This is a genomic window from Candidatus Dedyshia acidiphila (genome assembly GCF_051025295.1).
In the GTDB taxonomy this organism is placed as follows: Bacteria; Acidobacteriota; Terriglobia; order Terriglobales; family Acidobacteriaceae; genus KBS-83.
In genome coordinates, this window is record NZ_JBMGJV010000053.1 from 1 (window position 1) to 23,991 (window position 23,991).

At 60.1% G+C, this 23,991-nt stretch carries 24 protein-coding genes, 1 tRNA gene and 2 pseudogenes; 5 read left to right on the plus strand and 22 right to left on the minus strand.

Going from position 1 to position 23,991, the window contains the following annotated elements; all coding sequences use genetic code 11:
* The 17 genes and pseudogenes from AC5IJH_RS16585 to AC5IJH_RS16665 all read right to left on the minus strand — a co-directional run.
* Positions 1-641, minus strand: a pseudogene (locus tag AC5IJH_RS16585) (type IV secretion system DNA-binding domain-containing protein); the annotation flags it as partial.
* The gene (locus AC5IJH_RS16590) at positions 601-978 is read right to left on the minus strand and encodes a hypothetical protein (protein ID WP_491903942.1); all 378 of its coding nucleotides are present in this window, start codon (positions 976-978) and stop codon (positions 601-603) included. The gene AC5IJH_RS16590 and the pseudogene AC5IJH_RS16585, both read right to left, overlap by 41 nt.
* Positions 979-1,178: 200 nt before the next feature.
* Positions 1,179-1,505 carry a hypothetical protein gene (locus tag AC5IJH_RS16595; protein WP_491903943.1) on the minus strand — a complete coding sequence of 109 codons (327 nt, stop codon included), beginning with the start codon at positions 1,503-1,505 and terminating at the stop codon, positions 1,179-1,181.
* A gap of 22 nt (positions 1,506-1,527) precedes the next feature.
* Positions 1,528-2,364: a DNA-primase RepB domain-containing protein gene (locus AC5IJH_RS16600; protein WP_491903944.1), complete on the minus strand. Its 837-nt coding sequence runs from the start codon at positions 2,362-2,364 to the stop codon at positions 1,528-1,530.
* A gap of 65 nt (positions 2,365-2,429) precedes the next feature.
* Positions 2,430-2,861 (minus strand): single-stranded DNA-binding protein, encoded by a 432-nt coding sequence (locus tag AC5IJH_RS16605; protein WP_491903945.1) that lies wholly within the window; start codon positions 2,859-2,861, stop codon positions 2,430-2,432.
* Between the two features lie 462 nt (positions 2,862-3,323).
* Complete coding sequence (locus AC5IJH_RS16610) at positions 3,324-4,292, minus strand: TadA family conjugal transfer-associated ATPase (protein ID WP_491903946.1); 969 nt, start codon at positions 4,290-4,292, stop codon at positions 3,324-3,326.
* Positions 4,289-4,987, minus strand: a complete 699-nt coding sequence (locus AC5IJH_RS16615) for a VirB8/TrbF family protein (protein ID WP_491903965.1) — start codon at positions 4,985-4,987, stop codon at positions 4,289-4,291. The genes AC5IJH_RS16610 and AC5IJH_RS16615 overlap by 4 nt, the downstream gene beginning before the upstream one ends.
* Positions 4,954-5,100 carry a hypothetical protein gene (locus tag AC5IJH_RS16620; protein WP_491903947.1) on the minus strand — a complete coding sequence of 49 codons (147 nt, stop codon included), beginning with the start codon at positions 5,098-5,100 and terminating at the stop codon, positions 4,954-4,956. Before AC5IJH_RS16620 ends, AC5IJH_RS16615 begins: the two co-directional genes overlap by 34 nt.
* Before the next feature lie 165 nt (positions 5,101-5,265).
* Complete coding sequence (locus tag AC5IJH_RS16625) at positions 5,266-6,183, minus strand: type IV secretion system protein (RefSeq protein ID WP_491903948.1); 918 nt, start codon at positions 6,181-6,183, stop codon at positions 5,266-5,268.
* A 22-nt stretch (positions 6,184-6,205) separates the two neighbouring features.
* Complete coding sequence (locus AC5IJH_RS16630; protein ID WP_491903949.1) at positions 6,206-6,463, minus strand: hypothetical protein; 258 nt, start codon at positions 6,461-6,463, stop codon at positions 6,206-6,208.
* A gap of 23 nt (positions 6,464-6,486) precedes the next feature.
* Positions 6,487-7,269 (minus strand): hypothetical protein, encoded by a 783-nt coding sequence (locus AC5IJH_RS16635; protein WP_491903950.1) that lies wholly within the window; start codon positions 7,267-7,269, stop codon positions 6,487-6,489.
* A gap of 19 nt (positions 7,270-7,288) precedes the next feature.
* On the minus strand, positions 7,289-8,545 hold the full coding sequence (locus AC5IJH_RS16640) for a TrbI/VirB10 family protein (RefSeq protein ID WP_491903951.1): 1,257 nt from the start codon (positions 8,543-8,545) through the stop codon (positions 7,289-7,291).
* The gene (locus AC5IJH_RS16645) at positions 8,542-9,294 is read right to left on the minus strand and encodes a TrbG/VirB9 family P-type conjugative transfer protein (RefSeq protein ID WP_491903952.1); all 753 of its coding nucleotides are present in this window, start codon (positions 9,292-9,294) and stop codon (positions 8,542-8,544) included. The genes AC5IJH_RS16640 and AC5IJH_RS16645 overlap by 4 nt, the downstream gene beginning before the upstream one ends.
* Positions 9,295-9,374: 80 nt before the next feature.
* Positions 9,375-11,760 (minus strand): annotated as a pseudogene (locus AC5IJH_RS16650) (VirB4 family type IV secretion system protein).
* Positions 11,741-12,013, minus strand: coding sequence for a VirB3 family type IV secretion system protein (locus AC5IJH_RS16655; protein WP_491903953.1), 273 nt, complete (start codon positions 12,011-12,013; stop codon positions 11,741-11,743). Before AC5IJH_RS16655 ends, AC5IJH_RS16650 begins: the two are co-directional and overlap by 20 nt.
* Positions 12,010-12,378, minus strand: a complete 369-nt coding sequence (locus AC5IJH_RS16660; RefSeq protein ID WP_491903954.1) for a hypothetical protein — start codon at positions 12,376-12,378, stop codon at positions 12,010-12,012. Before AC5IJH_RS16660 ends, AC5IJH_RS16655 begins: the two co-directional genes overlap by 4 nt.
* A 247-nt stretch (positions 12,379-12,625) precedes the next feature.
* The gene (locus AC5IJH_RS16665) at positions 12,626-13,579 is read right to left on the minus strand and encodes a LysR family transcriptional regulator (RefSeq protein WP_491903955.1); all 954 of its coding nucleotides are present in this window, start codon (positions 13,577-13,579) and stop codon (positions 12,626-12,628) included.
* A 646-nt stretch (positions 13,580-14,225) separates the two neighbouring features.
* On the opposite strand from AC5IJH_RS16665, the gene AC5IJH_RS16670 reads away from it, so the two are divergent.
* A complete protein-coding gene (locus AC5IJH_RS16670) occupies positions 14,226-15,500 on the plus strand; it encodes a tyrosine-type recombinase/integrase (RefSeq protein WP_491903956.1) in 1,275 nt (424 codons plus the stop codon).
* A gap of 14 nt (positions 15,501-15,514) precedes the next feature.
* Here AC5IJH_RS16670 and AC5IJH_RS16675 read toward each other — a convergent pair.
* A tRNA-Asn gene (locus AC5IJH_RS16675) sits at positions 15,515-15,589 on the minus strand.
* Between the two features lie 92 nt (positions 15,590-15,681).
* Complete coding sequence (locus AC5IJH_RS16680) at positions 15,682-16,971, minus strand: NAD(P)/FAD-dependent oxidoreductase (protein WP_491903957.1); 1,290 nt, start codon at positions 16,969-16,971, stop codon at positions 15,682-15,684.
* 137 nt (positions 16,972-17,108) lie between these two features.
* Here AC5IJH_RS16680 and AC5IJH_RS16685 point away from each other — a divergent pair, with 137 nt between their 5' ends.
* Positions 17,109-18,107: an MBL fold metallo-hydrolase gene (locus AC5IJH_RS16685; protein ID WP_491903958.1), complete on the plus strand. Its 999-nt coding sequence runs from the start codon at positions 17,109-17,111 to the stop codon at positions 18,105-18,107.
* 26 nt (positions 18,108-18,133) lie between these two features.
* Here AC5IJH_RS16685 and AC5IJH_RS16690 read toward each other — a convergent pair whose 3' ends face one another.
* The gene (locus AC5IJH_RS16690) at positions 18,134-19,837 is read right to left on the minus strand and encodes a cryptochrome/photolyase family protein (protein ID WP_491903959.1); all 1,704 of its coding nucleotides are present in this window, start codon (positions 19,835-19,837) and stop codon (positions 18,134-18,136) included.
* A gap of 119 nt (positions 19,838-19,956) precedes the next feature.
* Between AC5IJH_RS16690 and AC5IJH_RS16695 the strand changes: the two genes are divergently transcribed.
* The 3 genes from AC5IJH_RS16695 to AC5IJH_RS16705 are packed head-to-tail and all read left to right on the plus strand — an operon-like array spanning position 19,957 to position 21,882.
* Entirely contained in the window at positions 19,957-20,526 is a 570-nt protein-coding gene (locus tag AC5IJH_RS16695; protein WP_491903960.1) for a carboxymuconolactone decarboxylase family protein, read from the plus strand.
* A 37-nt stretch (positions 20,527-20,563) separates the two neighbouring features.
* Positions 20,564-21,415 (plus strand): ABC transporter permease, encoded by an 852-nt coding sequence (locus tag AC5IJH_RS16700; RefSeq protein WP_491903961.1) that lies wholly within the window; start codon positions 20,564-20,566, stop codon positions 21,413-21,415.
* Positions 21,416-21,420: 5 nt separating this feature from the next.
* Complete coding sequence (locus AC5IJH_RS16705; RefSeq protein WP_491903962.1) at positions 21,421-21,882, plus strand: metallophosphoesterase family protein; 462 nt, start codon at positions 21,421-21,423, stop codon at positions 21,880-21,882.
* A 29-nt stretch (positions 21,883-21,911) separates the two neighbouring features.
* Here the strand turns inward: AC5IJH_RS16705 and AC5IJH_RS16710 are convergent, their stop codons facing one another.
* Together AC5IJH_RS16710 and AC5IJH_RS16715 are read right to left on the minus strand one after the other, a co-directional pair.
* Positions 21,912-23,747, minus strand: a complete 1,836-nt coding sequence (locus AC5IJH_RS16710) for an ABC transporter ATP-binding protein (protein WP_491903963.1) — start codon at positions 23,745-23,747, stop codon at positions 21,912-21,914.
* Between the two features lie 45 nt (positions 23,748-23,792).
* The coding region (locus tag AC5IJH_RS16715) for a hypothetical protein (protein ID WP_491903964.1) at positions 23,793-23,991 on the minus strand (199 nt) is incomplete at its 5' end.

The following is a 23,991-nucleotide window of genomic DNA, read 5'->3' on the forward strand; positions in this document are numbered from 1 at the left end:
TTGAACTCCTGCGGCGTGAGCTTTTCAGGGCCTTTTAGCCGCCGACCGTACTTCAACGCTTTCTGCCGCTTCACGTCTTTGGTGACGGCAAAAGGCAGCAGCACCAGAAAGATTCCAGCTCCACAGAGCAACGGTACTTTCACGATGGCGGACAGGTCATCCTTATAGAGAGCGACTTTGAGGTAGTCACCGAGGCGAGCGTCCACGTAACTCCGTAGCGGGCCGCGAAAGAGCAAATCGTCGCCATGCTGGAGCGCTCTCGGAGATAGCGCTAGAGGGATGATTCGGCCTCCCGGTTCCACCGTCTTTCCATGAACCACATCGTCATTCATGGCGGGGCTTGGCTTGTTGCCTCGCCCGGCCAGAAAGAGCATCCGGTACTGACTGCGATGCGTCTTGCTGAACGACCCAAAGATGGAAGTACGCACATAGACCGGCATGTAAAACCGCTGCAATGGAGTCCCGATGAAGCGAAGACGAACGTAGAGAAACAGGAGCGTCAGGACGATGGCGGCGAAGATCGCGCCATAGGTATAGATGGGCCGGTGCTGTGGCCAGATGATCGTCTCTTTGCGACCCCACGTTGTCTTTGCCATTACTTTATCTCCTTCCTTCGGCCAGGAGTTTTCCGGCCAGCTCATGTTTCAAAGTGCTGATCTGGTCAAGCAGTTTGTCGAACGCTTCGAGGGAAAGGTTCTGTCCAGCAGCCAGCGGTCGCAGGACATTCACGAGGAGAAGACGGACACCTAAAACCTCGGTCAGCGTGGGATCGCCAACGCCGTTCTCGTCATCTGTTCGGCCCAATTCAGCGAGGATGAGGTCCCGGATGAACTCGCCGGGCGTTCTCCCAATCTCCCGGCAATGCTTTTCAAGCGCCGCAAGCTCCTCTGTGTTGAGCTTTGTTCCGGCTGTCTTGAGGCGGTAGCCAGCGCGCTTGACAGCCTTCTCTACGAGTTTCGTTTCATCTGGTAGGAGCATCAAAAGTTCCTCGGAAAGTCAGAGCGCCCCGAAGCGCCTCAAGGCGCTTTGAAGCGCTCTGCGCGTCGTAAGTCTTTTGCTTGCCGTGGCAGTACCAGAGCGCCTTATAGCGCTCCAGCACGAACCTGTCAGGGGTGGAGTGTCATCATTCTTCCGGTGCGCAGCACCGTCTTGGCTTTGCAACGGAATTAGACCCGGGATCATGCCTTCGATCCCGGCACCACTGCTGCTGTTTGTGCTGCTAGATGGACTGGAAGTGCAGGCCGTTTCGCCTGCGCTTCCGGGACATCGATCGCGGGCGCTTTACGGATACGAAGCGTGGCAGCAACCTGCTTCGCTTCCGGAGTCTTCAGGAAGTCCTGGAAGTCGCGGTCTTTCGCGAAGACATACGCCAACGCCTGCTCGACGACATCGTCAGCGCATGCACGGATGAAGGCCGCGTATTGATCGACCTGAACTGCGGTCGGTTCTGTCAAGCGAACCGAAGCGCTGATGTGACGGACGGGAGTGACTTCTAGTAGCGGCATTGTGTCTCCTTCGAGCTATGAATTAGGCGCTCTTTCGATCAGGGATCATGCGAGCCGAAAGACGCGCACTTGCCTTCTCAACCGTGCGCTGCGCGTAGTAACGAGGGTTCGGTTTATCAGGACGCCGAGATGCGAGAGCTTCCGTGAGTTCGACGACGTTCCGTCCTCTGCTCAACTCGGCGAGAACCCAGGCCCAATCTCTTTCGGATTGCGTGCGACCATTCGTGCGACTGAACGTCGGCCTTTCCATCCGCCGCGCGAGGAGATGAGGTTCAGTATCACCGAGACAGAAGCCCTCAGGATGCGATGTCAACTCGCTCAGGTACTCGACCGTGACAAGCTGGCTTGGCGTGTACTTCCGGTTATGGAAGCCGGGCAGCCGGATGACACGGTTGCAATCGGTGCATGCTGGATCGCCACCGAACGCGGCTGCCAGCTGCTTGAGTGTCTGCTCCTGAGTCGCGAAGTGGAATCCTTGCACACGCCACAACACCTGGTACTTGCCGGCTGATGTTGCGACGACGGCGTTCGGCTGAGGAACCGTGGTCGAGGTGCGAAGCGCAGCTAATCGAGACTCACCGTCCACATCGATGTCGAGGTACAGATGACGAATTGCAGCAATGCTTTCCTTGGTGCGGTTCCGGCTTCCTCGACGAAGCGGATTCGCCGCGACGTAGATGTTCATGCCGTTCGCGTTCTGGTGCGCAAGCCAGCGCAGATACTTCGGTGCGAGCGCTTGCTCGAGCAGCACGATCCGCTGAACCAAAGCCGGCGGAGACTCGCGCCGCAATAGCAACGCGATCGTCTCTTCAGGAGAGAAGCATCGGGCCAGGAACTCGCGGGCTGAATCGATCATCATGGCGGAACCTCAAAGGGTCGGAAGCCCGGCGCCAGCCGAGCTTCCGGGTTGTCGGGAGCTGCGATCTAGACGGCAACCTCAACAGACGATTCGTCAGAGGTCTCGTGCTCTTCCGGGCTGCCCTTCTCTGCCCGGTCCAGCTTGAGAATCGAGTCCACCCGGATCTCCCAGATGGTCTGCTCTGCACCACTCTTTGCGCTGGCGTACTTGCGGCTGCGCAGCTCGCCTTCGATCTGGAGATGAGCGCCCTTCTTGAGCGTCCCCGCGAACTCTGCGAGCTTGCCGAAGACGACGCAACGGTGCCATTCCGTCTGCGAGATGTACTTGCCGTCCTTCTTGTAAGAGCTCTTGGTTGCAAGCGAGAGTGTCGTGAAGCTGCGGTTGTCATTCTTGCGAACTTCTGCGTCGTTGCCGAGGAAGCCGATGAGGGTGACTTTGTTCTGGTACATGGTGGTGATCTCCGTTTCGTTGAAGTTCCCGTATCCTGCTCGGGTCACACCTGGCGAAGCCGAGCGAGTGGGCCCGGCTCCCAAGTGCCAAGGAGTGCTTTCGTGGTGGGGCCCGGAAGAAGTGTGTGCGGCGCTCTTTGCCGCGGGCTTACACAGTTGTTCCGGGAGGTGCCGGGAAAGCAGAGCGACGCCGTGCCGCCGGGCGCCGGTTTGGCCCCGAAGCGTGACCCCGAGCAGAGAACGGGATTCGAGGCGGAAGGCTCCCCACTAGACCGCGTCAGACTCATCGCATTCGGAATCGCAAGTCCGCAACAACTGCGGCTCTCGACTGCTCACCATAGGTCCCCAAGAGGACGGCGTCTCGCCACGGCTGTTGCGTTCTTTGTGGCTTCGTGACCACGTACGAATCGAACTCAGAGACAGGTGGGGCTTTGCAGCCGTTCTGGCAGCATGATGGTGCATCGCTATGACCTCGGGTTTGGTCTCGTTCTCTAGCTAGTAACTCGGTCTTTAGGCAGCGGGAGCACGGTAGATCTCCTCTGTCTGGAAGCTCTGATCCCGGTGGTCGTAACCGCTCACCGTGATCAACTCGCGGACGCGCCGCTGTCCCGCCTGGTTGCGCTCGCAATAGACCACGAAGTCGATGGCCTCGGCCGTCTCCGAGCGGATGAACGCGTGGTTCAAGTTCGCACGAGCACTCAGCGCCAAATCCGACAAGCGATTCAACGCATCCCAGGCGGACTTCGCGTGGATCGTCGAGAGCGTTCCGCCGTGCCCCGTATTCATCGCCTGCAGCAAGTCATACCCAGACGCATCGCGGATCTCGCCCATGATGATGCGATCCGGACGATGCCGGAGCGCGGCCGCCACGAGCTCACTCGGAGTGATGGCCACCTGACCCGGGATCGCCTCGACTGCTTCCCAGCGGACTGCGTTCGGATGCGAGACCTTCAGCTCTGCCGGTTGCTCGATGACGACGAGCCGCTCCTCTGCCGGAACGTGGTCGAGGAGCGCCTTCATGAGCGTCGTCTTCCCAGACCCGGTTCCACCGCTGATTAGACCGTTCTTCTTTTGATTGATGAAGCGGATCACGGTGTCTCGAACGGTCGCAGGCAAGCTGCTCGATGTAACCAGCTCATCGGAGCTGTACCAGCGATTGAATTTGCGGACCGTTAGCGTTGGTCCATGGATCGAAGATGGTGCACCCACCACGGCGACACGGGAGCCATCCGGCAGCCGCGTATTCAGGATCGGGTTCTGATGCGTCAGATCCTGCCCGAGCATGCGGGCGATGCGTTCGATGGCGGCCTGAAGCCGGTCATTGGTGTAGGGCGTTGTCAGCGCGATTGGCTGCAGCGTGCCACCACGATCGGCAAACACTCCGGTCGTGCCATTGATCATCAGATCGGAGATCGATGGGTCGAGCAGCAAGGCCCGGAGCTCCTCGGGGAAGAACGGGAGAATCAGCTCGTAGCTCATCGCGCACTCCCGGCCGGCGGGCGTGCCGACTTCGCTGCACCTGAGCCAGCTTCTCCAAACGAGATCGGATCGACCGAGATGCGGTTCTCGTGGAACTCGGTGATGGTCAAACCAAGCGGGTTGATCGTTTCGAACTGCGGGAAGATGCGCGCCTGATCGCTGACCTGTTTGGGATTGAGGTAGTACGTCGCGCTCACCAGCCAGTGCTCGACACGGAGCTCGCGAGAGTGATCAGCCGAGAAGAGCTTGTCGAGCGCGATCAGTGCCGTTCCCCGCACGATCCGGGCGCCCTGCACCATCTCCTCAGACATGGAGGTGATGGTCACATTCCGGACCTGCACCTCGTTCGCTTCGACCTGTCCGCCAACCACCTGCGATACCAAGTGGTTCTGGTTGTCAGAGGCCATCAGCTGCGTCGCCAGCGCCTGCGACAGGAAGTAGTAGTTCGTCGGGTACTTCTTCGCGATCGTGTCGGGGCTGATCGTGTACCGGGCATTGACCCAGTCGGTCAGGTACGTACGGACCTCACCTTCACGAGGGCTGTAGTTCAGATCCGAGTACTGAATCGCCTGAGCGCGCCCCATCTCGTCTATCCGAATGTATCGATTGGTGACCGGTCGATGCGCAAGCGAAACGTTGAACCAGAGGGACGCAACGAGAACTACGGCTCCGCAGCCGATAGTAAGCCGGTGTATGCCTTGCGTTCCGCGTAATGCGACGAATAGACCTCGTTGCCGATCTGATCGACGAGGAGCGCCTGCTCGGGTGTCAGCACGTCCGTATCAGTGTGTAAGGTGAGTGGGGACATACGATGCATGGCTCCTTTCCGAGACGGCACTAAATACTACGTATGCGTAAACCATTCCCGCCGCTAGTGCAGCCAAGAGGCCAACAAGAACCAAGGCTCTAGCTGATCGTGATTTGACGAGCCCGCGAAGGAGAAGAACATCAAGCACGAATCTGAGCATGGCGTTTAAGCGCCTCCTGCGACTTTCGAGATGGATGCGACTGTCCCGCCAACCTTGACCAGGTTTTCGGCCATTCCCGCTGCCCCGCCGAATACTGCTTGCGTCATGCTCGGGATGAACAGCATATTGATGAAAGCCACGAAGACCATAAGGCACGGGATCAGGTTCGCAAGCCACATCTTCATCGAGTAGTCCCCGTTGAACGTCTGCTGGAGAAACCCGTTCATAAAGCCTGCCCAGACAAAGATGAACGCGGCAGCTACAGCGCGGATCATCGCGAAGCTGATCAGCACATCTAGGAAGTGGTAGAACTTCGCGCTGAAGCTTCGCGTCATCAGCAGTGGAATGAAGACTGGGCCGAAGAGAGCAGTGACCCCGTAGAGGATGAACGCACTGCAGTTGATCACGAAGAGGATTGCAGAAGCTAAACCCAGGACGATCTGCACGACCACATAACAGAGGATCTCAATTGGCGCCGCTAGAGACGGCATCGCGGTGCTATCGCCGGCAGTTTTGAGCAGATGCAGCAACTGGTCGAGCGAGTGCTGATCGAAAGCGGCCACCATCGCCTGCGCGAGATAGGAGAAGAAGTGATTGAGCCCGAAGCTGGCGCCCGGGAAAGGATTCACCCAGTAGTTCTCCAGCAGCGCGCAGACGATCAGCCGAAGCAGAAAGTTGGTGAGGTCACCCGCCCGGACCGTGTGCGTGTGGAAACGCAGCGTCATTGTCGACGTGTTCCAGTTGATGACCATACTGATCAGGGTGAAGAGCGAGATCGCGCTCAGCTCGGTTAAACCCAGCTGGGTCAGCGCTCCGCCATTCTGAGTTGTCAGATTCATCAGGTTGTTCGTGAACTGGTAGAGCCAGTCCACTCCGGACGTAGCCGGAGGAAGTGCCTGCGCAACCGTACTGACCGAGTTCATGATCATCTTCGACTCTCAATTGCTACGGGATGTACGTCCGCCAGGTCTTGCCTTCGTTGGCCGCGGCAGAGTTGTGAGCACGCCGCGCCTTTTCGACACCTTTGCGCAACGCCTCCTCGTGCTCCCTCTGCTCCGCAGCGCTCTTCCGCTGCTGCTCAAGAATCGCCGCTGCTCGCGCCGCCGCTGCCGCGGCTTTCGTCGACTCGTACCGTTGGTAGGCGACAGCGCTACCCAAGATCGTTAGAGCTGCCAGGATCAACAAGATGAGCTTGGTATTCATCACATTCCACATGCACGTTTCCCCTATGGCAGGTAGGTCTGCCAGGTGTTGCTCTCGCTCGCAGCATTCATGTTGTTGGTCGTTCGCTGCTGCTCGACGAAAGCTGCCGTGTTCAGGTCCTGAGCGGCCGCGTTCCTCTGCTGAAGATTACTGACAGCCATCTCAGAAGCGACACAGGACGCAAGTACGCCCTGCGCCTGCATCTCGCTCATCTTCTGCACCTCTGCCGCGTTCAGCAGGTTGAGCTGCTCGACTTCGCTATTCGTTGCTGTCCCCGCATCGAGTTGGCTCGCCGCAAGTGCGCCGTTCGCCGTCGCATTCTGAATGCGTGCTGCGCGGTATTGGCCAACAGCCGTCAAGCAGTCGGGCGAAATCGAGTCTGACGCTTCGATCAGTGCGAGCTGGGACAGCTGCGCGCTCCCGGGCGCCTGCCCCTGCAAGTAGGTTGCTGTTGCGTCACTCACCGGGACGGTCGCTGATGTCCAGGCAGCGGAGGATGCGGCAGGCGAATTCGTATTCAAGGCGGTGCTCATTCCGCTGGTTTCACCGAAGAGGTTCCGTACATTCGCATTCTTCATCGTGCTGAGCGCGGTCCGCCACTGTTGCTTAAGCGAAAAGTGCACTACGTTGTTCTCGACCAATCGGAACTGGTTGAGGGCAGTCGTTGCCTGCTGGATCAGGCTGGCGTAGCTGGTCGGATCGAAGACGATGTCGCCCAGCCCGAAGAGTGCGAAGCTCGGCGTCGCGGTCAGCAGGATGAGGCTTGCACCCACTATCCATTTGCGGCGTTGGGACGGACTCTTCATAATCCCTCCTGCGGTGCGTTCAAAGGTTCGGGTCGACGCGATGCTCTGCGTAGGACGGGATCAGGATGTCGCGACCCACGTAGATGCGAGCGCGCGAACCCTCTTTAAGGGTGATAACCGGCAAGCGGTCGAGGAAGTGGTTCAGAACCTGTTCGCCTTCGGCCGCCGACTGCTCTGAGACGCCATTGCGGATCTGGGTCGAAGGCGTCAGGACGCTGCCATTGTTGCCGATCTGCGCCAGTCCACCGAGCCCACCGATCGCGGCGGCGGCTCCGAATGCCATCAGGTAGCCGTGGTCGACCTTGGTAGCGAGGCCTGTTGTTCCCAGCGGATCGAGACCGATGTATTTGTCGAAGTCGAGTGAGAATCCATCCGGGCAAACTGCGCGATGGAATGTCACGAAGATCTTGCGTTGCTGTTGACTCCCAACGCTCTGAACCGTGCCGATCAGCCGGGTTCCTTGCGGCATGAGTAATTGCTGATGGTCATGCGAGTAGTAGTCGGTCGTCAGCATGACCAGGATCGGGCCGTTAAAGCCTCCGTCGATGTGGTTCGTGACCACACCTTCGAAGACCGTTCCCTCGAAGACTCGATAGAGCCGCCCGTCATAGCTATCGAAGTCGTACCGGCCCATCGGGTCCGTCTTGCCTATTGGAGCCACCTGGCTCGGCGGTGCCGCTACTGATCCCGCGGAAGCGGTGCTCGCTTCAGCCACTTCGGCATGGTTGGGCAGACTGCTTGCGGGCGATTCCCGCCCGAAGTCGATCGCCAGTGTGTCGCTATTCTGCGCATCCTGCGCCTGCTTCTCCCGCGCGAGGGCCTTCTGCTTCGCCTCTGCCTGCGCTTCCGACACATTCGAGGTGCGTTGCGCAGCCTCAGGACTGTTGCCGTAGATGGCTGCACGTTGCGCCGCAGTCATCGTCGGGCTCGCCGGAGACTCCGGACCCGGCACAGCCTCGGCGGCTTCGAGCTGCTTCATCGCCGCGGCAAGCTCCTGCTGACGTCGCTGCTGTTCCGCATCACGGCCCGCTTGCAGCTGCTGCTGTGTCTCGAAGCTGGTCACCTGCTGCGGGCTGGCTGTCGAGGGCCGCATGGACAAAGCACTTGGCGGAGCTGCCCTCTTTTTCCCACTGATCAGGCTTGATACGTTAGCGATGCCGATCAGCGCGACGATGACGATCAACGCGATCACCACAGGCGTGCCCTTGCGTAGCGGGAGCTTGGACTCGGGCTGTTCCGGGACGGTCGCAGGAGGTGTCTGGTTGTTGTCGATCATCGCTCGCTCCTCTCCGGCACGCGACGAAACTCCACCTTCTGCTTGCCAATCGCCAGATAGCCTGTCTCAAGTTCCTTCGGCACCGTGTAGAGTCCGGAGGCGAAGTCGTAGTTGATCAGCGAGCCCTTGCCGTCCTTCAGCTCGTAAAGCGCAGGCGTCTCCTGGAACTGCCCGCGCAGGTACGTGAACTTGTCGTCGCGCCAGATTTGCTCAAGCCCCAGCGCTCTTCCCTTCCCCTGATCCCAGCTGTAGTCAAAGTGAAGCCGCCCCGGATACTGGCCACGGTCCTGCTCAGCCTTGGTCTGTTCTGCTTTGAGGGCAGTCGCTTGCGTAGCCTTGGCTGCAGCTGCTTCTTGCTTGGCCTTCTCGAGCTCCGCTGCCGGAACGAAGACCGGCAACTCAGCTAATCGCTGCTTGCCCGCTTCATCGCCAGGCGTAATGAAGATCTTCGAGTCGAAGTGAGCATCGTCCTCAGCCGAGACCTCGCGCAGTTGTAACGTGTACTCGTTGCCGTGGTCGGAGACCATGTGGATGTCGGTCTCTGCCTTCGCGAGCTTCGGCTTCACACTAATGAACCGGCTCGCGATGTGTCCGCCATCGAAAACCCAGTCGACCGTGTCGCCGGCGAAGACGTTGGCCACCTTCTCTTCAGTTGGCAGAACGATGAGCGTCGACTGCAGAAGACCGGCTCGCACCAGCGGTGGCGCATCCGCTTCCGACACGGCGATGGTGCGCGGTGCGTTCGGCATGGGTCGGTGCGCCTGTGCGCGGACCAAAGGTGCTACCGAGAGTGAAAGCCCGGCAGCAAGGATCACGGGAGTGTACGGCCTCATCGATAAGCTCCTTCGGTGGTTTCGCGCGCGGTCTGCGCAAAGCGGTCGATGCCTTCCGCGAGTCCGTGCTCGGCGATCAGCTTGGCCCGACGGATGCGGTCCTTTGGTTTCGTTGTAAACGCGGCGTAGCTGCGCGGGTCGAGGTTGAGCGTGACCACCTTGGTGATCCCGTCACGGCGCATCAGGAGCGCCTCGCGGTCCTGCAGGCTCTCGAACAACGCGATCTGCTGCTGGTTCATCTTGAACAGCTCGGCATAGCGCTTGCGATTGAACGTCGCGTCCTTGAGGAACAGGAACGAGGTGCACGAGTTGACGATGTTGTCAGCGTTCTCGCCCAGGTCTTCTGCGGACTGACCAATCAACGTGACGCCGCCCAGGTTCTTGCGGACCGTCTTGATCGACGCCAGCGCTCCATCGAGCAGTTGGCGATTCTTCATCGAGGCGAAGAGCTCCTCGATGACGATGTGCTTCGGAACGCCAAGGTTCGCGGGGTCATAGACGACGTCGTTGATGCGGCGAAGCAGCCAGACCATCAGTGGCTCGATCAGGTCCGCGTACTGCTCGCTGTTCACTCCCTGGAAGTCGAAGCACTGCAGTCGCGACAACGAGAGCGTGTCGTCCACGTTGTCGAAGATGGCGTGATACACACCCTTGCCTACCCATTTCGATAGATATCGGTCGAGCTTCTTCGGCAGGTAGAGGTTCGAGAGCCGGCGATTGCCGCGGTCGAGTAGGTACATGTCTCGAACGGCCTTGTGAATCAGATCGTCGTCTTCCGGCTCCAGTTCCGCGCCGCCGTTCGCGAGCAGCAGCTTCACGAAGGAGTACAGAAAAGTGATGTTGCTCTCCGTCGGCTCGAGTGCGAATGGGTTGAGCCGAGGGCCGTCCTTGCCGATGCGATCTGTCCGGCCGCCATACAGCTCGACCACGCTCTCGTAGCTGCCACCGATATCGAAGATGTAGGTGAACCCGCCGTACTTTTGCTCCAGGGCAATCACCTGATTCGACTGCACGGATTTGCCGGTGCCGCTGGGGCCCAGGATCAGCATGACCCTTACGCCGTCTACGTAGACATCCTGGAAGAAGGGCGTCCCGGTGCGCGTCTCGAGGATGTTGAGGTACTCCGAATCGAGATCGTCGGAGACTGCATGGCCGATGTGCGGTGCGAAAACAGAAGAGAGCCGTGCATGGTGCTCTTCCGAGAGCCACAGGTGAAAGACGTCGAACTGCCGATTGCCTGGAAACATGGCGTAAAAGGCAGACAGGTTCCCGAGCGTCTCTTCGATCACCTGCGCTCGAGCTTCGACGAAGGCACGGTGCACAGCAGGGCTGGCACTGTGGAGTGCGTCGACCGTGTCGGCAGCAAGGAGCAGCCGCAGCGAGTACTCGCCCTGAGCCTTACGATCGAGAGAGCGAATCACTTCACTAAGGTCGTCAACACTCGTGTTCGCTGCCTTCGCGCCCGCCCCTCCGTCTAGCGATCCTACGTCTCGGCCACTCATGACTCGCTGCATCACCCCGATCTTGAAGAACGAAATGAACTTCTCCTGCGCGTCAATCTCGCGTCGTGCGGAAGCGGCAGACTTCGGCCTCCAGGTCGAACACAGGATGCTGTCGCAATCGAGCGTGAGTAGGTCAGAGAACAGGCATGGACGCGACGCTTCGGGCGCTGCCTTGAGCGAGAACATCTGGACGAATCGCTTGCCGACTCGGAGGTGATCGGACTTCCACTCGACCGGTGTACCCACGATCTGCTGATCTACGGCCTGATCAGACGCAAGTCTCGCTCCGCTGGCCCACTCCCCGAGGTTGAATAGATAGTGGAAGAAGGCGAAGACCTCTGCCTTTTCCAGCATGCGCAGCCCGAGAGAGCCGCCCAGATGGCCTTCCAGGATCGTCGCCGACTTCTGCAGGTCAGCCAGCATGCGCGATTGCCCGGCATTGTTCTCGCTTGGCTTCTTCCGAAAAGCTTGCACTGGTTGAGGCTCAATCGTGAGGCACCAGTGCAGGTCGATTCTCCGGAACCGTGCTGTCTGCTCCAGAAAATACAGGCGGTCCTGCACGAACCCATTCGTGACCGGGTTGTCGTAATGCACCCGCCTCGGAGTTCGCACCCGTTCCGCACCCGTGTGTACTGCATCAGGCACGAGCCCTCTGGCAGTCCACGCAACGCGCCTTCGACAGATCGTGTCGTTGACACGACATCCTGATCGGTCATCCCCTCCTCATCGATCCGGTCAGCGAGAACAGACACCCGTAACCGCCTCCTTTGAGAGCGAAGACATTCGGCCCCACAAAGCGCGAGATCGGCACGATCCTCGAAGCCGCTCCGGCTTTGGCGAACCATGGGGTGTGCTCGTGTTTAGCGTTTGCGCGGGTCATAGTAGGACTTCTGCTTGAGGCTCAGGCCCCAGAGTTCGAACATCTTTGGGTGTTTGCGAACGACCAGCCATGCGCCGCACGTCAACGTCGGAAAGCTCAGCATCGCGATCATGCGAAACCCGGCGAGGAAAACCGCCACAGTCACGAAGACGATCACCATCCAGGTCGACAGATCGAGCCCGAGCTTCGCTCGCGATCGATTCAGCGCCTGGTTGATCGGCAGCGGTTCCCCTCGCCGGACCCTCGCGGTCATGGGATCTGCTGGCCGGTGAGCGAGCCGATCCAGCCGGCGCCCCAACCAAGCACGCCAGCGCCGAACAGAGCGCCGAAGAGACCGGGAATGGCTTCCTGGAAACGGCCGCTCATCATCCGAAGACCCGCGAAAATGAGCCCGCCGAAGCAGATGATCGCCCCGGCATAGATGGCAAATGTCTTGAACGTTCCCATCAGCGTTGTCGCGCCCGAGAAGTCCATCGTCCCTTGTGCGTGCGCTGCTGTGGCGAATACCAATGCCAAGACGTAGGGCGCAGATTTGCGCGCAAACTGGTGGTGATTCGGTTTGTGGAACGCTCTCCCTCTCTTGCTTACAGGAGCCTTCGTTAGCGATTTACTTGACATCCAACCCTCCCGAACGGCTTGCTGTTGCCGTCATGACTCGGAAGGTAAAGCGCTCCGTCCACCGCGTCCAAGACTTCTTCTCTATGGTGCTATTGGCTTGAGCAATCGACGATCGCCGGTAGTGACCACACGTGACTCACTGTTTAGCCGTGTCGGTCGGTCACGAGGTCGTCCACGAGATGGTCACGTTGACAGCGACGTAGCGTGAGTATTGTGACCGGAATGATCAGGTGCCGCGACAGAATCGCTATGCCATCAGTTCTAGTTGTCCCGACTGGGATGAGCGCTGAGGGCGGGGCAGCTTACCAGTTGCAATCCGCTTCACTTTGGGCAGATGGCGACGGAGAATCCCCAGCGCAATGTGATCGGCATTTGCGTGATGGACGAAGGCGGTGTCGGCCGTCCATCGCGCTCCGGCAATCGGCCGTGTCGTAAGGCTTGGGGGAAGGGCGGCTTTGTCGTCGATTAGCGCGAGACCGCATCCGCTTTGAACCATCAGCTGCATGTCTGCGGGAGTGGCTGCTAAACAACTCGCCTCAGGACGAATCCCGATCTCAAGCAGCATCTCCATTAGTCGATGGTGTGCGGCCGGATGATTCTCCGGATCCCGGAACACTTTCAGTCTGCCCGCCAGATCTGATGGCTGCACTTCGCGTGCAGCTGCCAGCAAATCGTTCGACTTCATGCAGACCACCAGTGGGTCGGAAGCGAGGTGCGAAACCACCCAGTTCGGCCCCATGACAGGCAAGGGCAGAATGGCTGCATCGAGCGAGTTCTCTTCCATCCTGGTCATGAGTTGAATCGGATGACCACCGGTCATCTGCATCGGACTGTCCGGGAAGAGTCGAGCATACGAGTGACGTAAGGTTTCAACGGCACTCGGGTTGATAAAGGTCGATAAACCTATCCTAAGGACGGGCACCTCGCCCCTGTTCATCGCCCGTGCTACGTTCACCACCTCGTTCCGCAGGTCTAATGCTTCCTGGGCGTAGGCATACAGAATCTGACCTGCGGGCGTCAGACTGGTCCCTTCCCGACGGCGCACAAATATTTGGACTCCAAGCCCTTCTTCGAGCGCGATGATCTGCTGACTCAACGTTGGCTGAGCTAGAAAAACGCGCTCGGAAGCGCGTGTGAAGTTGGCCGTCTCCGCGATAGCAACGATGAACTTGAGCAGCCTGAATTCGAGAAGGTCAGACACGACTTGAGCCCTCGGGGGCGCGCTGATCCGCTCAGGCGCTCCTCGCACCGGCCATGTGGAAATCCGGTACAGAAAGAGAGTCCCTTGAGTGAATCAAGAGTGTCAATCGGGCACCTGGAGGTACCCGTCTGTCCTCGCGGCGCAGTGCCAGCAATTGGCAACAGCAATAGTGCTATCGGTGCAAAGTCTTGGACAAGGTGGCAAGAGCACGGGACGCTTATGGAAGAGCCGTATATCAAGTCCGCACGACATTGACCTTCGGTATGGGCTGCAACACAATCTTGAGTCGATCGAGGTGAAACATGGGAACTTCCACTGCCCTAGCGGCGACGCAACGTGCTGTTCATTCGCAAGAACCGAAAGTACTTCCTACTTTGAACGTTAACGAGGACCATCTGCTGGATGCGCGTCAGGTCACCGCTAAATTGGGTGTGTCCGAACGCTTCATCCGAGACCACACGACGCGGCGATCTCCTCGAATCCCCGGCGTCAGACTCGGCAAGCTCCTTCGCTATCGTCCTGCCGACGTCGCGAGCTTCATGGCAGAGCTGAACACACTGACCTCTTCCCGTCGGTCCTAGTTTTCGTGGATGATGAGATTGTTCTCCACGATCAGGGGAAAGCGCCGGGCTACAGGAGAACAGCCATGGCAATGAAGTATCAGAAGGGCACCGTCTACCTCCGAGGGCAGAAGGTGAAGATGTGGTACGGCAAATACACAGTCTACGTGCGAGATGAAGCAGGAAAGGAGGTTGGGAGACGCCGCAACGTTCCGCTCTCCCCTAAAGCTGGCACGCCGAAGTGGAGGGCTGAGCAGTTACTGCACACACTCATCCTGAAAGACACCGGCTCACCAGCAAAGATTGCGTCCGGCATCGCTCCTGACGACACCCTGACATTTCGGTGGTTCGTTGAAGAGCGGTACCTCCCGATGCGGGAAGGCACATGGAGTCCCGCTTATCGCAAGATCAACACCTACGAGATCAAGCACTACTTAGTGGAGCAGTTTGGGCGTGTTCCCCTGAGCCAACTGGGAACCTTCGAGATTCAGGTATGGCTCAACAGGCTGGCAATGAAGTACTCCCAGTCCGTCGTCCGCCACTGTTACATCAACGTTCGATCGATCATGCAGGCGGCGAAGAAGCTGAAATTCCTGACGGCTGATCCCGCAGAAGACGTGTGTATGCCACAGACCAAGCCAGTCGAAAAGCCGGTGATGAGTCAGGATCAGATCCTGAAGCTCATCGGCAGCATTCAAAACTTGCATGATCTTTGTCTTATGTACGTTGGATTATTTTGCGGACCACGGTCGAGTGAAGTTCTCGGTTTGCAGTGGAAGTCCTGGACGGGTACAGCGCTGGTTCCGTTTGGAACGGCGTTCGAGGGACGCTTCTACCCCGGCAGGTTCAAGAACCAGTCCAGCCGAACGCCAATCGCTGTACCGGAACAGGTGCGGCCGATTCTCGCGGCCTGGAAACGTCTGACTTCAGACTCGTCACCTGACGCTCTGATGTTCCCGACGATCGGGCGTGGAGAGCGGAAGGGTAAGGCGGTGCCGCGCTGGGGAAAGAACTTCTTGCGGTGGCGGGTTCGTCCAATCGCAAAGAACCTCGGCATTCCAGAGAGGCTCATCACCTTCCAGGTAATGCGGAGGACACTGGGGACACATCTGCAGCATCACGGCACGCTGAAGGACGCTCAAGGGGCCTTGCGCCACGCGAGCATCAAGACAACAGGCGATGTCTACGTGCAGTCGATCGAAGCAAGCGTGCTCAATGCAATGAACTCGCGGACCTCGGAGATCCTGGCGGATTGGAAGCCGGCAGCAGTCCTAAACGGCGATGTTGCTAAGAGTGGACTTGTAAGCCTCCAACCGCAACTGGACCAAGTTGGACCAAGCAGATATGGAGGACACCGCTAAAGTGTTGCAAAGTATGGCTCCTCAGGTAGGACTCGAACCTACAACCCTTCGGTTAACAGCCGAATGCTCTGCCATTGAGCTACTGAGGAGTGTGGTGGGGTGGAGCGGCGAAAAGTCGCGCTCCTGGCAACTGCTTTACGATAGCAAACCGCTTCCGCGGGCGTCAAAGCATTCACCCGGGTCAGCTGACCTGGCGCAGCACGGCCTCGGCTGCTCGCCGCCCTGAGGCGAGCGCCCCCTGGCTGGAGGGGGTCTCACGATAATCCCCGCAGAGGTAGAGACCGTCCATTGCGCGTACCGGGCTCTGCTCCCACTCGGCGTGCAAGGTGAGAGGCAATGCGTGCTGGATGGGGTAGCCGCCCACCACGGACCAGCGCATGACGTCCGCACCGAACCAGCGCCCAAGGTGCTCCCGCACTTCACGTTCCAACTGCTCCATCTGACGCTCCGATTGCGGTGCGCGACCGATGACGCTGGCAGCAATGAGGTGCGCGCCCGGCGGAGCATAACGCTCGCTGACTTGGCTAATGACAACCGCATTGTTTACCGGGCCGGCTGCGGCCCCTTCGCCATTCAACATCAGAATGGGTCCATCGATCGGGGTACGCTCGGCCGCGTAGTACAGAGTCGTCGTGCGATTCCACTGCACCGTACTGCGGAGGGCACGGCTGCGCGCCAACTCCTTCCCGAGCAGTGCGCGCACACGCGGCTCATCTACCGCAAGCACCACCTGGCGCGCTTCGTAGGTGCGGCCCTTCCCCGCTTCCACGACGAAGCGATCGCCGTCGCGGCGCACCGAACCCACGCTGACCTCCGTCTCGAGCGTGCCCTTCTTGAGCAAAACCGCGAGCTGGCGTGGCAGCATTTCGACGCCCAGCTCCGGCACAGCCACGTTGCCATACGAGAACATGCGGAACAGAAACTGGAAGAAGCGACTGGAGGTGACGAGCTCGCGCTCGAGAAAGATGCCTGCAAAAAACGGCGTGAAGAACCGTTCGACGATCTTTGGAGAAAAGCCGTAGCCTTCGAGGAATTGCCGCGTGGTTGTCTCGGGCCGGCGGAACAGCTCGGCGGAGCTTGCCTTCTTGACGGAAGCGCGCAGTCGCGCAACGCGCAGCTTGTCTCCGATGGTGACGATCGGATCGATTGCCGTGCTGAAGGACTGGGCGAGTGAGCTGCGGAATGGATCGACGAATGTGTGGAAGCTACCGTGGTAACGAACCAGCGCTCCGTTCACGAACGGGCGTAAGCGCAGTGCCTTTAGATCGATCTGGTGGTGAAACTCCGGGTACGCGGTCAACAGGATCTGGAAGCCGCGATCCAGGCGGAAGCCGTCGACCACATCCGTGCGAATGCGCCCGCCCGGCGCATCCCCTGCTTCCAGCAGCTTGACGGAGAGTCCCGCCGTCTCCAGTCGCAGCGCACTACTCAGCCCGGCAAGGCCCGCGCCCACCACCACAACGTCGAACATGACCCTCAGTGTGCCACAGCCGCTACCGGTTCGACCGGCTACGGCGAGCGACAGACCACGGCATCACGTCAATCCGTGCTGTTCATTCATGCGATCGTCATTTGCCATCCATCCCCGCGTCATGCGTTGATAACGGTATGCGTTGGCCGGATTCTGACCATTGCAGCAATGGCCGTTTCTTTACCCCGGGCGCGCCCTCGCAAGGCGGCCTCAAAGAGATGCTGGAATGGCTGACCCATCGTGAGAAGGTCGCCTGGCGGCAGTGGATCGAGTCCAGTTGGGGCCCCGCTCCACCGCAGCGCCTGAGCGGCGACGAGCTGCGCGTCACCTTCGTGAATCACGCAACGGTGCTGCTGCAGGTCGGCGAACTGAACATCATCACGGATCCAATCTGGAGCGAGCGGTGCAGCCCGGTCAGCTTCGCGGGCCCACGCCGGCATCGTCGGCCCGGTATTCGCTTTGAAGATCTGCCGCCCATTGACATCGTCCTGCTCAGTCACAATCACTATGACCACATGGATCTGCCGACGCTGCGCAGGCTGCGGCGCCGTGACTCGCCTACGGTTTTCTGTCCTCTCGGAGTCGCATCGCGTGTGCGGCGGCTCGGATACCGCTCGGTAGTCGAGCTGGACTGGTGGCAAAGCGAGCGATTCCGCGATGTGACCCTCCACTGCGTTCCGGCGCAGCACTTCTCGGCCCGCGGCCCGTTCGATCGCAATCGAAGTCTCTGGTGCGGGTGGCACATCGAGAGCAACGCCGGCGGCGTGCTCTTTGCGGCTGACACTGGCTTCGGGCCACACTTCGCACAGATCGCGAGGAGATTCTCCCAGCCGCGGCTTGCGCTGCTGCCAATCGGCGCCTACCGGCCACGCTGGTTCATGGGCCCGGTGCACATGGGGCCGGAGGAGGCGATTGAGGCGCACACGATCCTCGACCCTGCCGTAAGCATGCCGATCCACTATGGCACCTTCTCACTGGCAGACGATGGTGAGACCGAGCCCGTCGATCATCTCCGCGCACTGCTGCATGACCGGCCTGAGCAGAGCTGGCGAATCCTGACCGAAGGCGAGGGCTGGACCTTACCAACGGTCAGTGCAGCAGATGAGGTCGCAGGGCTCATGGATCGCGAGCCCTGATCCAACTCACCCTCAGCGGATTGCGATCAGTACTTGGGGTGCGGTGCGGCCTCCAGCGCTTCTATTGCCTGCTCTGCACGTTTGCGTAGTTGCTGCCGCTCGGCGATGCTCTTCCGCTCCAGGGTGCGGTACGGCAAGGCGAGCCGCACATTGTTGCCCAGCAAGTCTCGGTGCTGGTCGAGGAAGGTCCAGTACAGCGCCGTAAACGGACAGGAGCCCTCGCCCACACTCTTCTTCGGATCGAACTGACATTTGCGGCAGTAGTCGCTCATGCGGTTGATGTACGCCGCACCGGACACGTACGGCTTAGTCGCGGTCACGCCACCATCGGCATACGTACTCATGCCAAGTACATTGGGCTCCACTACCCAATCGTAGGCGTCGACGTACGCGAACCAGAACCAATCACAGAGTTCACGGGGGGAGAAACCGCATAGAGTTGCCAGGTTGCTGAGCACCATCAACCGCGTGATGTGGTGCGACCATCCCTCGTCGATGACCTGCTCAACCACTGTATCCAGGCAGTTCAACCCGCTTTTCACGCCCCAGTAGGCAGCGGGTAGCGGCAGCGTTGCCTCGAGTGCCGACGGCGTAGCGCCGGTGTTGTGCGGCTTGGCAGGCTCATAAAACACATCGAGTCCGCGATATCCATCCGTCACGCGATGAACATGTCGCATAAATTCCCGCCAGCCTAGTATCTGCCGCAGGAAGCCCTCCGTCGATGCAAGCGAAATCCTGCCTTTGGTGTAGGCGACTGTCACATCACGCACCACCTGTGCAGGCAGGATGCGGCTCAGGTTCATGAGCCCGGAAACCTTCGAGTGGAAGAGGTTTCGCTCCTGCGAAGACATCGCATCTTCGTACGGCCCGAACTGAGGTAGCAGCTTGTCTAGCGCAAACCGCCAGAAGTGCTGCACCTCGCGTCGGCTGCACGGCCAGTCAAAGCCAGCGAGGGTGCCAAAGTTCTCCGGGTTCACGCGCTCCGTCAGGGAAATCACCTCCCGCGTGATCTCATCGGGTGGGTACGACGGCCGCTTCGGCACGGGCACCTGTCCCTTGTACGGCTGCCGGTTCTCGTTATCGAAAGAGAACTTGCCTCCGATCGGTTTGCCGGACTCCATCAAGAAGCCCGTCTTCTGCCGCATGGCTCGATAGAATCGATCCATCACGAAAGACTTCGGCTTGCTACCCTTCCCGACTTTGTAGATTTTGTCGAAATCCTCTTCAGTTGAAAGCCAGGTTGTATCTGGCACTGTTTTGAGCCGCAGCCCGCGCTTTGTTGCGCGCTCCAGATCCTGGCGCAGTTCGCGCTCTGCTGGCCGCATGACGTGAATCTCTTTCAAATCGAATTCGCGCTGCACATCCAGCAAGCCGTCTCCGAAGCTCTGGTGATTGCGGACGTAAAGAACCTTGAACCCACGCTCCGCAGCCTCAAGTGCAAAGTGCCTCTCTGACGAAAGCACGAGCACGAGCTTCTTCCGGTGGTAGGGACGCGGGATGATCTTCGCTGGCGATTCGACGAGGATGAGCCCAGCTTTCTCCGGCCCCAGCTCCGCGAGTGGGCCGGTTTCCGTCGTGAGCCGGTCATATGGTTGGTACACCCAGGTACGTGTCGCCACTTCCTCGGCTGTCGGGCGGAATTGTGCGATCTGCTCATCGAACAGCCGCGACTGCGGCGTGACCTGATCGAGATTAAGTTTCGGCCGGAGGTCCGGCGGTCGGTCTGGCATTGGGCCTCTCCGGAGTCAGTGCAGTACTTCCTCCATAATGGGACGTCGGGAGAGGTTGAGGCGCTACTTCGTTTCGCCGCATGAAAGATAGAATGTCTCGAACCAAGACAGGGGGATCGATGCCGCGACTATCGAGGCTGGGACGACGGGACGTGAGTGGTGGTGTGGGCGAGATTTACGATCGCTTCGCCCGGCAGCGTGGCAATGTGCCAAACATGTTTCGCACTGTCGCGCATCGGCCGGAAATTTTGCAGACGATGATCGCGCATATGGAAGCGATCCTGAACACAGGCACGCTCCCGACATCCCTCAAAGAGCTGGTCATCGTGCGCACCTCACAGATGAATAACTGCGAGTACTGTCTGGCCTCTCACTCGCTGCTCGCGAGAAAGCTGGGCTACTCCGACGAGCAGATCGCGGATTTGCCGCACTTTGCGACGAGTGACCGATTCAGCGCGAAGGAGAAATCCGCCCTGGGCCTGGCGGAACGGCTGACACGCAACGAGCGGCCGCTTCACGAATCGGAGATTGCGGACCTGCGCGAGCACTTCACCGAGGGCGAGGTGGTGGAGCTAATGGCGGCCAGCGGCCTCTTCAACTATTTCAATCGGTTCAACAACCTGTTGGCAATGGAGCCCACGCAGCCCGGCGCCGGCCTGGAGCCTGAACCAGCACAGGCGGCACACTAGTCGCTCGCAGGCATGCCGCCATGTGCGATGATGCGGCATGGCTCGCGGCACACTCGGCTTCCGGCTGCGGCATCAGCCGCTCGCAGTCATCGGTGTTTTGCTGCTCCTGCTCTTCACTGCGATGGCGCTGCTGGCTTCCCTGCTCGCGCCCTACGACCCCGCAGCGATCGACCTGCCGCACCGCTTACTCTCTGCTTCGCACGCGCACTGGCTGGGAACAGATGAGCTGGGCCGCGACGTTCTATCGCGCATCCTCTATGGCGCGCGCATCTCGCTGATTGTCGCAGTCAGCGTCGTTTCGCTCTCGCTCTCGATTGGACTGATCATGGGCGGACTCGCCGGCTACTACGGCGGATGGGTCGACACCGCGCTGAATATTTTCGTGATGAATGCTTTCCTCGCGCTCCCTGGCATTCTGCTGGCCATAGCGTTCGTTGCCTTCCTCGGCCCGGGGCTGCTCAACCTGGTGCTCGCATTGTCGATCAGCGGCTGGGTGGGCTACGCGCGCCTGATTCGCGCGCAGGTGCTGGCGGTACGCGAACGCGAGTTCGTCGAGACGGCACGTGCGCTCGGCGCAGGCGACCTGCGCATCTTTTTCCGTCACATTGTGCCGAACATCGTGCAGCCGGTGCTGGTGCAGGCGGCGATCGGGATGGCGGGCGCGGTGCTCGCCGAGGCAACGCTCAGTTTTCTCGGTCTCGGCATTCCTGCGCCGGCGCCGAGTTGGGGTTCCATGCTGAACGATGCGCGCTCGCATCTCTTCGATGCGCCGCACCTTGTCGTCTTCCCCGCACTCGCCGTCATGGGCTGCGTGCTGTCGTTCAACTTCATCGGTGATGCTCTGCGCGACTACCTCGACCCGCGCACGCGCCTCGCCGTGGGGCTTTAGCCATCGTGCGCGTTGGCGTGATTTCGGACACACACGGACTGCTGCGACCCGAAGCCGTCGCTGCACTCGCCGGCGCGGAACACATCCTGCATGCGGGCGACGTGGGCGAGCCTGCGATCCTCGATCGTCTGCGGCAGATTGCACCCGTCACAGCGATCCGCGGCAACATCGACGAGGGTGGCCCGTGCGGCATCCTGCCAGCGGGGGAGTGGATTGAGCTCGGCGGCCGCACCCTCTTCATGCTGCACGACGTACAGCAGCTTGATATGAACCCCGAGAGCGCCGGAATCGCCGCGGTGATCTTCGGGCACTCGCATCGACCGCTGATTGAAGACCGCCGTGGCGTGCTGTTTCTGAATCCGGGAAGCGCTGGACCACGCCGTTTTCGGCTGCCGGTAAGCGTCGCATGGCTGGAGATCAGCGCGACGGCAATTCGGGCGCAGATTGTATCTCTGCCGATCGAGTAGCCGCCCAAGACAATGAATACGAAGGCGAATCAGGACTGCGCGGCCAGCGCACGCGACAGAACACTATCGCGATCCAGCAGGAGCTCCGATGGCGTGCCTTCCGCCACAATGCGGCCCTGGTCGATGCAGACCACGTGATCGGCATTGAGCACGGTCTCCAGCCGATGCGTGATTAGCAGGATAGTGCGGCCGCTGAACTGCTGCCGTATCGCCTCGCGGATGCGCTGCTCCAACGCCATGTCCATCGCGCTCATCGCCTCGTCGAGAATGAGGAGTTGGGGGCGTCGCAATGCCGCTCGCGCCAAACCGATGCGCTGTCGTTGACCGCCAGAGAAGCGATGGCCCTGTTGGCCAACCCATGTGTCGTATCCCTCAGGAAGCTGCCGCATCATCTCGGCGGAGTCGGCGACTGCCATTGCCGCGGCGACAGTCTCTGCCGACGCGTCCTCATCTGCCAACCGAACGTTATCCAGAATAGTGCCGTCGATCAGGTCGACATCCTGGCCGGCCAAACCTACAAGGCTCAACCAGTCATGGCGGGCCAATTCGGGCAGAGGCCAGCCGTCAATATGAATGGTGCCCAACGAAGGCTCGTAGAGCCGCAGCAGCAGGTTCACGATCGTCGTCTTGCCCGAACCACTCGCTCCCACTATGGCCGTTGAGGCATGGGCGGGAATCGAAAAAGTAGCGTCGTCGAGTGCTGGTGCTCCGTCGCCCTGATATCGGAAGGTAACGCCCTCGAAGCGCACGCCTTGTTGAATGCTGTCGATCCTGACAGTGCCTTCAGCTGGAAGCGGGAGATCTCCCGCCTCCAGCAATTGGCGGAGTGGCTGCAACTGTGCTTCCAACTGCAGTAGCTTCAGCCGGGTCGCCTCCATTTCGCGCACATGCGGCTGCAGACGGTAGAGCAGTGCGACGGAGGTCAGCGCTACAGCAAAGCTGACGCCGAAGCGGTGTGCAACAAAGATAAGCACCCCGAGGATGAGCAGATACCCTGCCTCGGTGAGCGGATCCAGTAGCAGGATCAGTTGCAATTCCTGTTCGATCGCGCGTCGCGCTGTGTCGGACCAGGCGACGTAGCGCGCATGTTGCCGCTCCTCCTGGCCGAAGGCGCGCAACGTCCGCATGCCTTGCAGGGTAATCACCATGTGATCCCACATGCGGCGATGCACATGCCGCACGTTAGTACCGATGGCTCGCGCGCGACCTGACGACAGACGTAAGAAGCCAGAGAGGATCAGCGATCCCACCACTGCGCAGAGCATGATCTCCCAAGACAGCACCGCGAGGAAGACCGTGAACACGACCATGAAGATGAGGTTCACGAGGAGCCGGGTCAGGCTGGTGTAGGCCGATGAGAGCAGCGGCACCTCTCGGCCGAGCACCTCGACGAGCTCAGCCTGCTCATGCTGCTGAAATACCTTGTACGGCAGGCGCAGATAAAGGTGATGCACGCGATTGCGCGTGATCTCACTCATGCGCTCACCAATGTGTGAGGTCGCCACGCCATAGACATAGGCCAGCGCGCCACGGATGAGGATCAGGAGCAAAAAGAGCAGCGCGAGCTCCTGGGATCCATGCAGCGTTCGCATGATGATCCTCAGGGCAGCACCTACCAGCCCACCATTCGCCGTCAACGCATCCAGCCGACCCATAGCTGAATAGACGAACAACGGAATCAGCGTAATGCCGAGCGCCTCCGCAAAGGAGGAGAGGACCCCCAGCGATACCAGCGTGAACGCCGCCCAGCGCGGACGCGGAATGATACGGAGCAGTGCACGTAGATGGGGCAGCGCACTCGACCGGAAACGCCGGGGCGTTGCTCTGGCTGAGTGTTCGGCGAAGTTTTGTTCAGCAGCGCTCAATCGCTTCTCCGTGCGCACTGTGATTGTGTCACGCAGGCTCGTCTCTCAAGGCTTTGGCGTGGTCGTGGCAGGCTGCAAAGAAGCCGCAGGTGCGAGCAGGCGGGAGGACCAAGGGCGGGGAGCGCGCCGGCCGCTCATCTTCGATCGCAGAAACAGCGCCGTTCCGCAGGCTGCGGCGATGAGCTTGCAGAGGTTTTGCATCAGCAGCAGCGGAGCAGCGACGAGCGCTACATTCCACCCCCCC

Bases quoted from the DNA above. Each gene is read 5' to 3' on its own strand.
- AC5IJH_RS16610 (WP_491903946.1), bottom strand. From the start codon at position 4,292: ATGAGCTACGAGCTGATTCTCCCGTTCTTCCCCGAGGAGCTCCGGGCC.
- AC5IJH_RS16670 (WP_491903956.1), top strand. From the start codon at position 14,226: ATGGCAATGAAGTATCAGAAGGGCACCGTCTACCTCCGAGGGCAGAAG.
- AC5IJH_RS16640 (WP_491903951.1), bottom strand. From the start codon at position 8,545: ATGATCGACAACAACCAGACACCTCCTGCGACCGTCCCGGAACAGCCC.
- AC5IJH_RS16590 (WP_491903942.1), bottom strand. From the start codon at position 978: ATGCTCCTACCAGATGAAACGAAACTCGTAGAGAAGGCTGTCAAGCGC.
- AC5IJH_RS16645 (WP_491903952.1), bottom strand. From the start codon at position 9,294: ATGCCGAACGCACCGCGCACCATCGCCGTGTCGGAAGCGGATGCGCCA.
- AC5IJH_RS16695 (WP_491903960.1), top strand. From the start codon at position 19,957: ATGCCGCGACTATCGAGGCTGGGACGACGGGACGTGAGTGGTGGTGTG.
- AC5IJH_RS16690 (WP_491903959.1), bottom strand. From the start codon at position 19,837: ATGCCAGACCGACCGCCGGACCTCCGGCCGAAACTTAATCTCGATCAG.
- AC5IJH_RS16680 (WP_491903957.1), bottom strand. From the start codon at position 16,971: ATGTTCGACGTTGTGGTGGTGGGCGCGGGCCTTGCCGGGCTGAGTAGT.
- AC5IJH_RS16635 (WP_491903950.1), bottom strand. From the start codon at position 7,269: ATGAAGAGTCCGTCCCAACGCCGCAAATGGATAGTGGGTGCAAGCCTC.
- AC5IJH_RS16600 (WP_491903944.1), bottom strand. From the start codon at position 2,364: ATGATGATCGATTCAGCCCGCGAGTTCCTGGCCCGATGCTTCTCTCCT.
- AC5IJH_RS16700 (WP_491903961.1), top strand. From the start codon at position 20,564: ATGGCTCGCGGCACACTCGGCTTCCGGCTGCGGCATCAGCCGCTCGCA.
- AC5IJH_RS16655 (WP_491903953.1), bottom strand. From the start codon at position 12,013: ATGACCGCGAGGGTCCGGCGAGGGGAACCGCTGCCGATCAACCAGGCG.
- AC5IJH_RS16625 (WP_491903948.1), bottom strand. From the start codon at position 6,183: ATGAACTCGGTCAGTACGGTTGCGCAGGCACTTCCTCCGGCTACGTCC.
- AC5IJH_RS16595 (WP_491903943.1), bottom strand. From the start codon at position 1,505: ATGCCGCTACTAGAAGTCACTCCCGTCCGTCACATCAGCGCTTCGGTT.
- AC5IJH_RS16685 (WP_491903958.1), top strand. From the start codon at position 17,109: ATGCGTTGGCCGGATTCTGACCATTGCAGCAATGGCCGTTTCTTTACC.
- AC5IJH_RS16620 (WP_491903947.1), bottom strand. From the start codon at position 5,100: ATGTCCCCACTCACCTTACACACTGATACGGACGTGCTGACACCCGAG.
- AC5IJH_RS16660 (WP_491903954.1), bottom strand. From the start codon at position 12,378: ATGTCAAGTAAATCGCTAACGAAGGCTCCTGTAAGCAAGAGAGGGAGA.
- AC5IJH_RS16630 (WP_491903949.1), bottom strand. From the start codon at position 6,463: ATGAATACCAAGCTCATCTTGTTGATCCTGGCAGCTCTAACGATCTTG.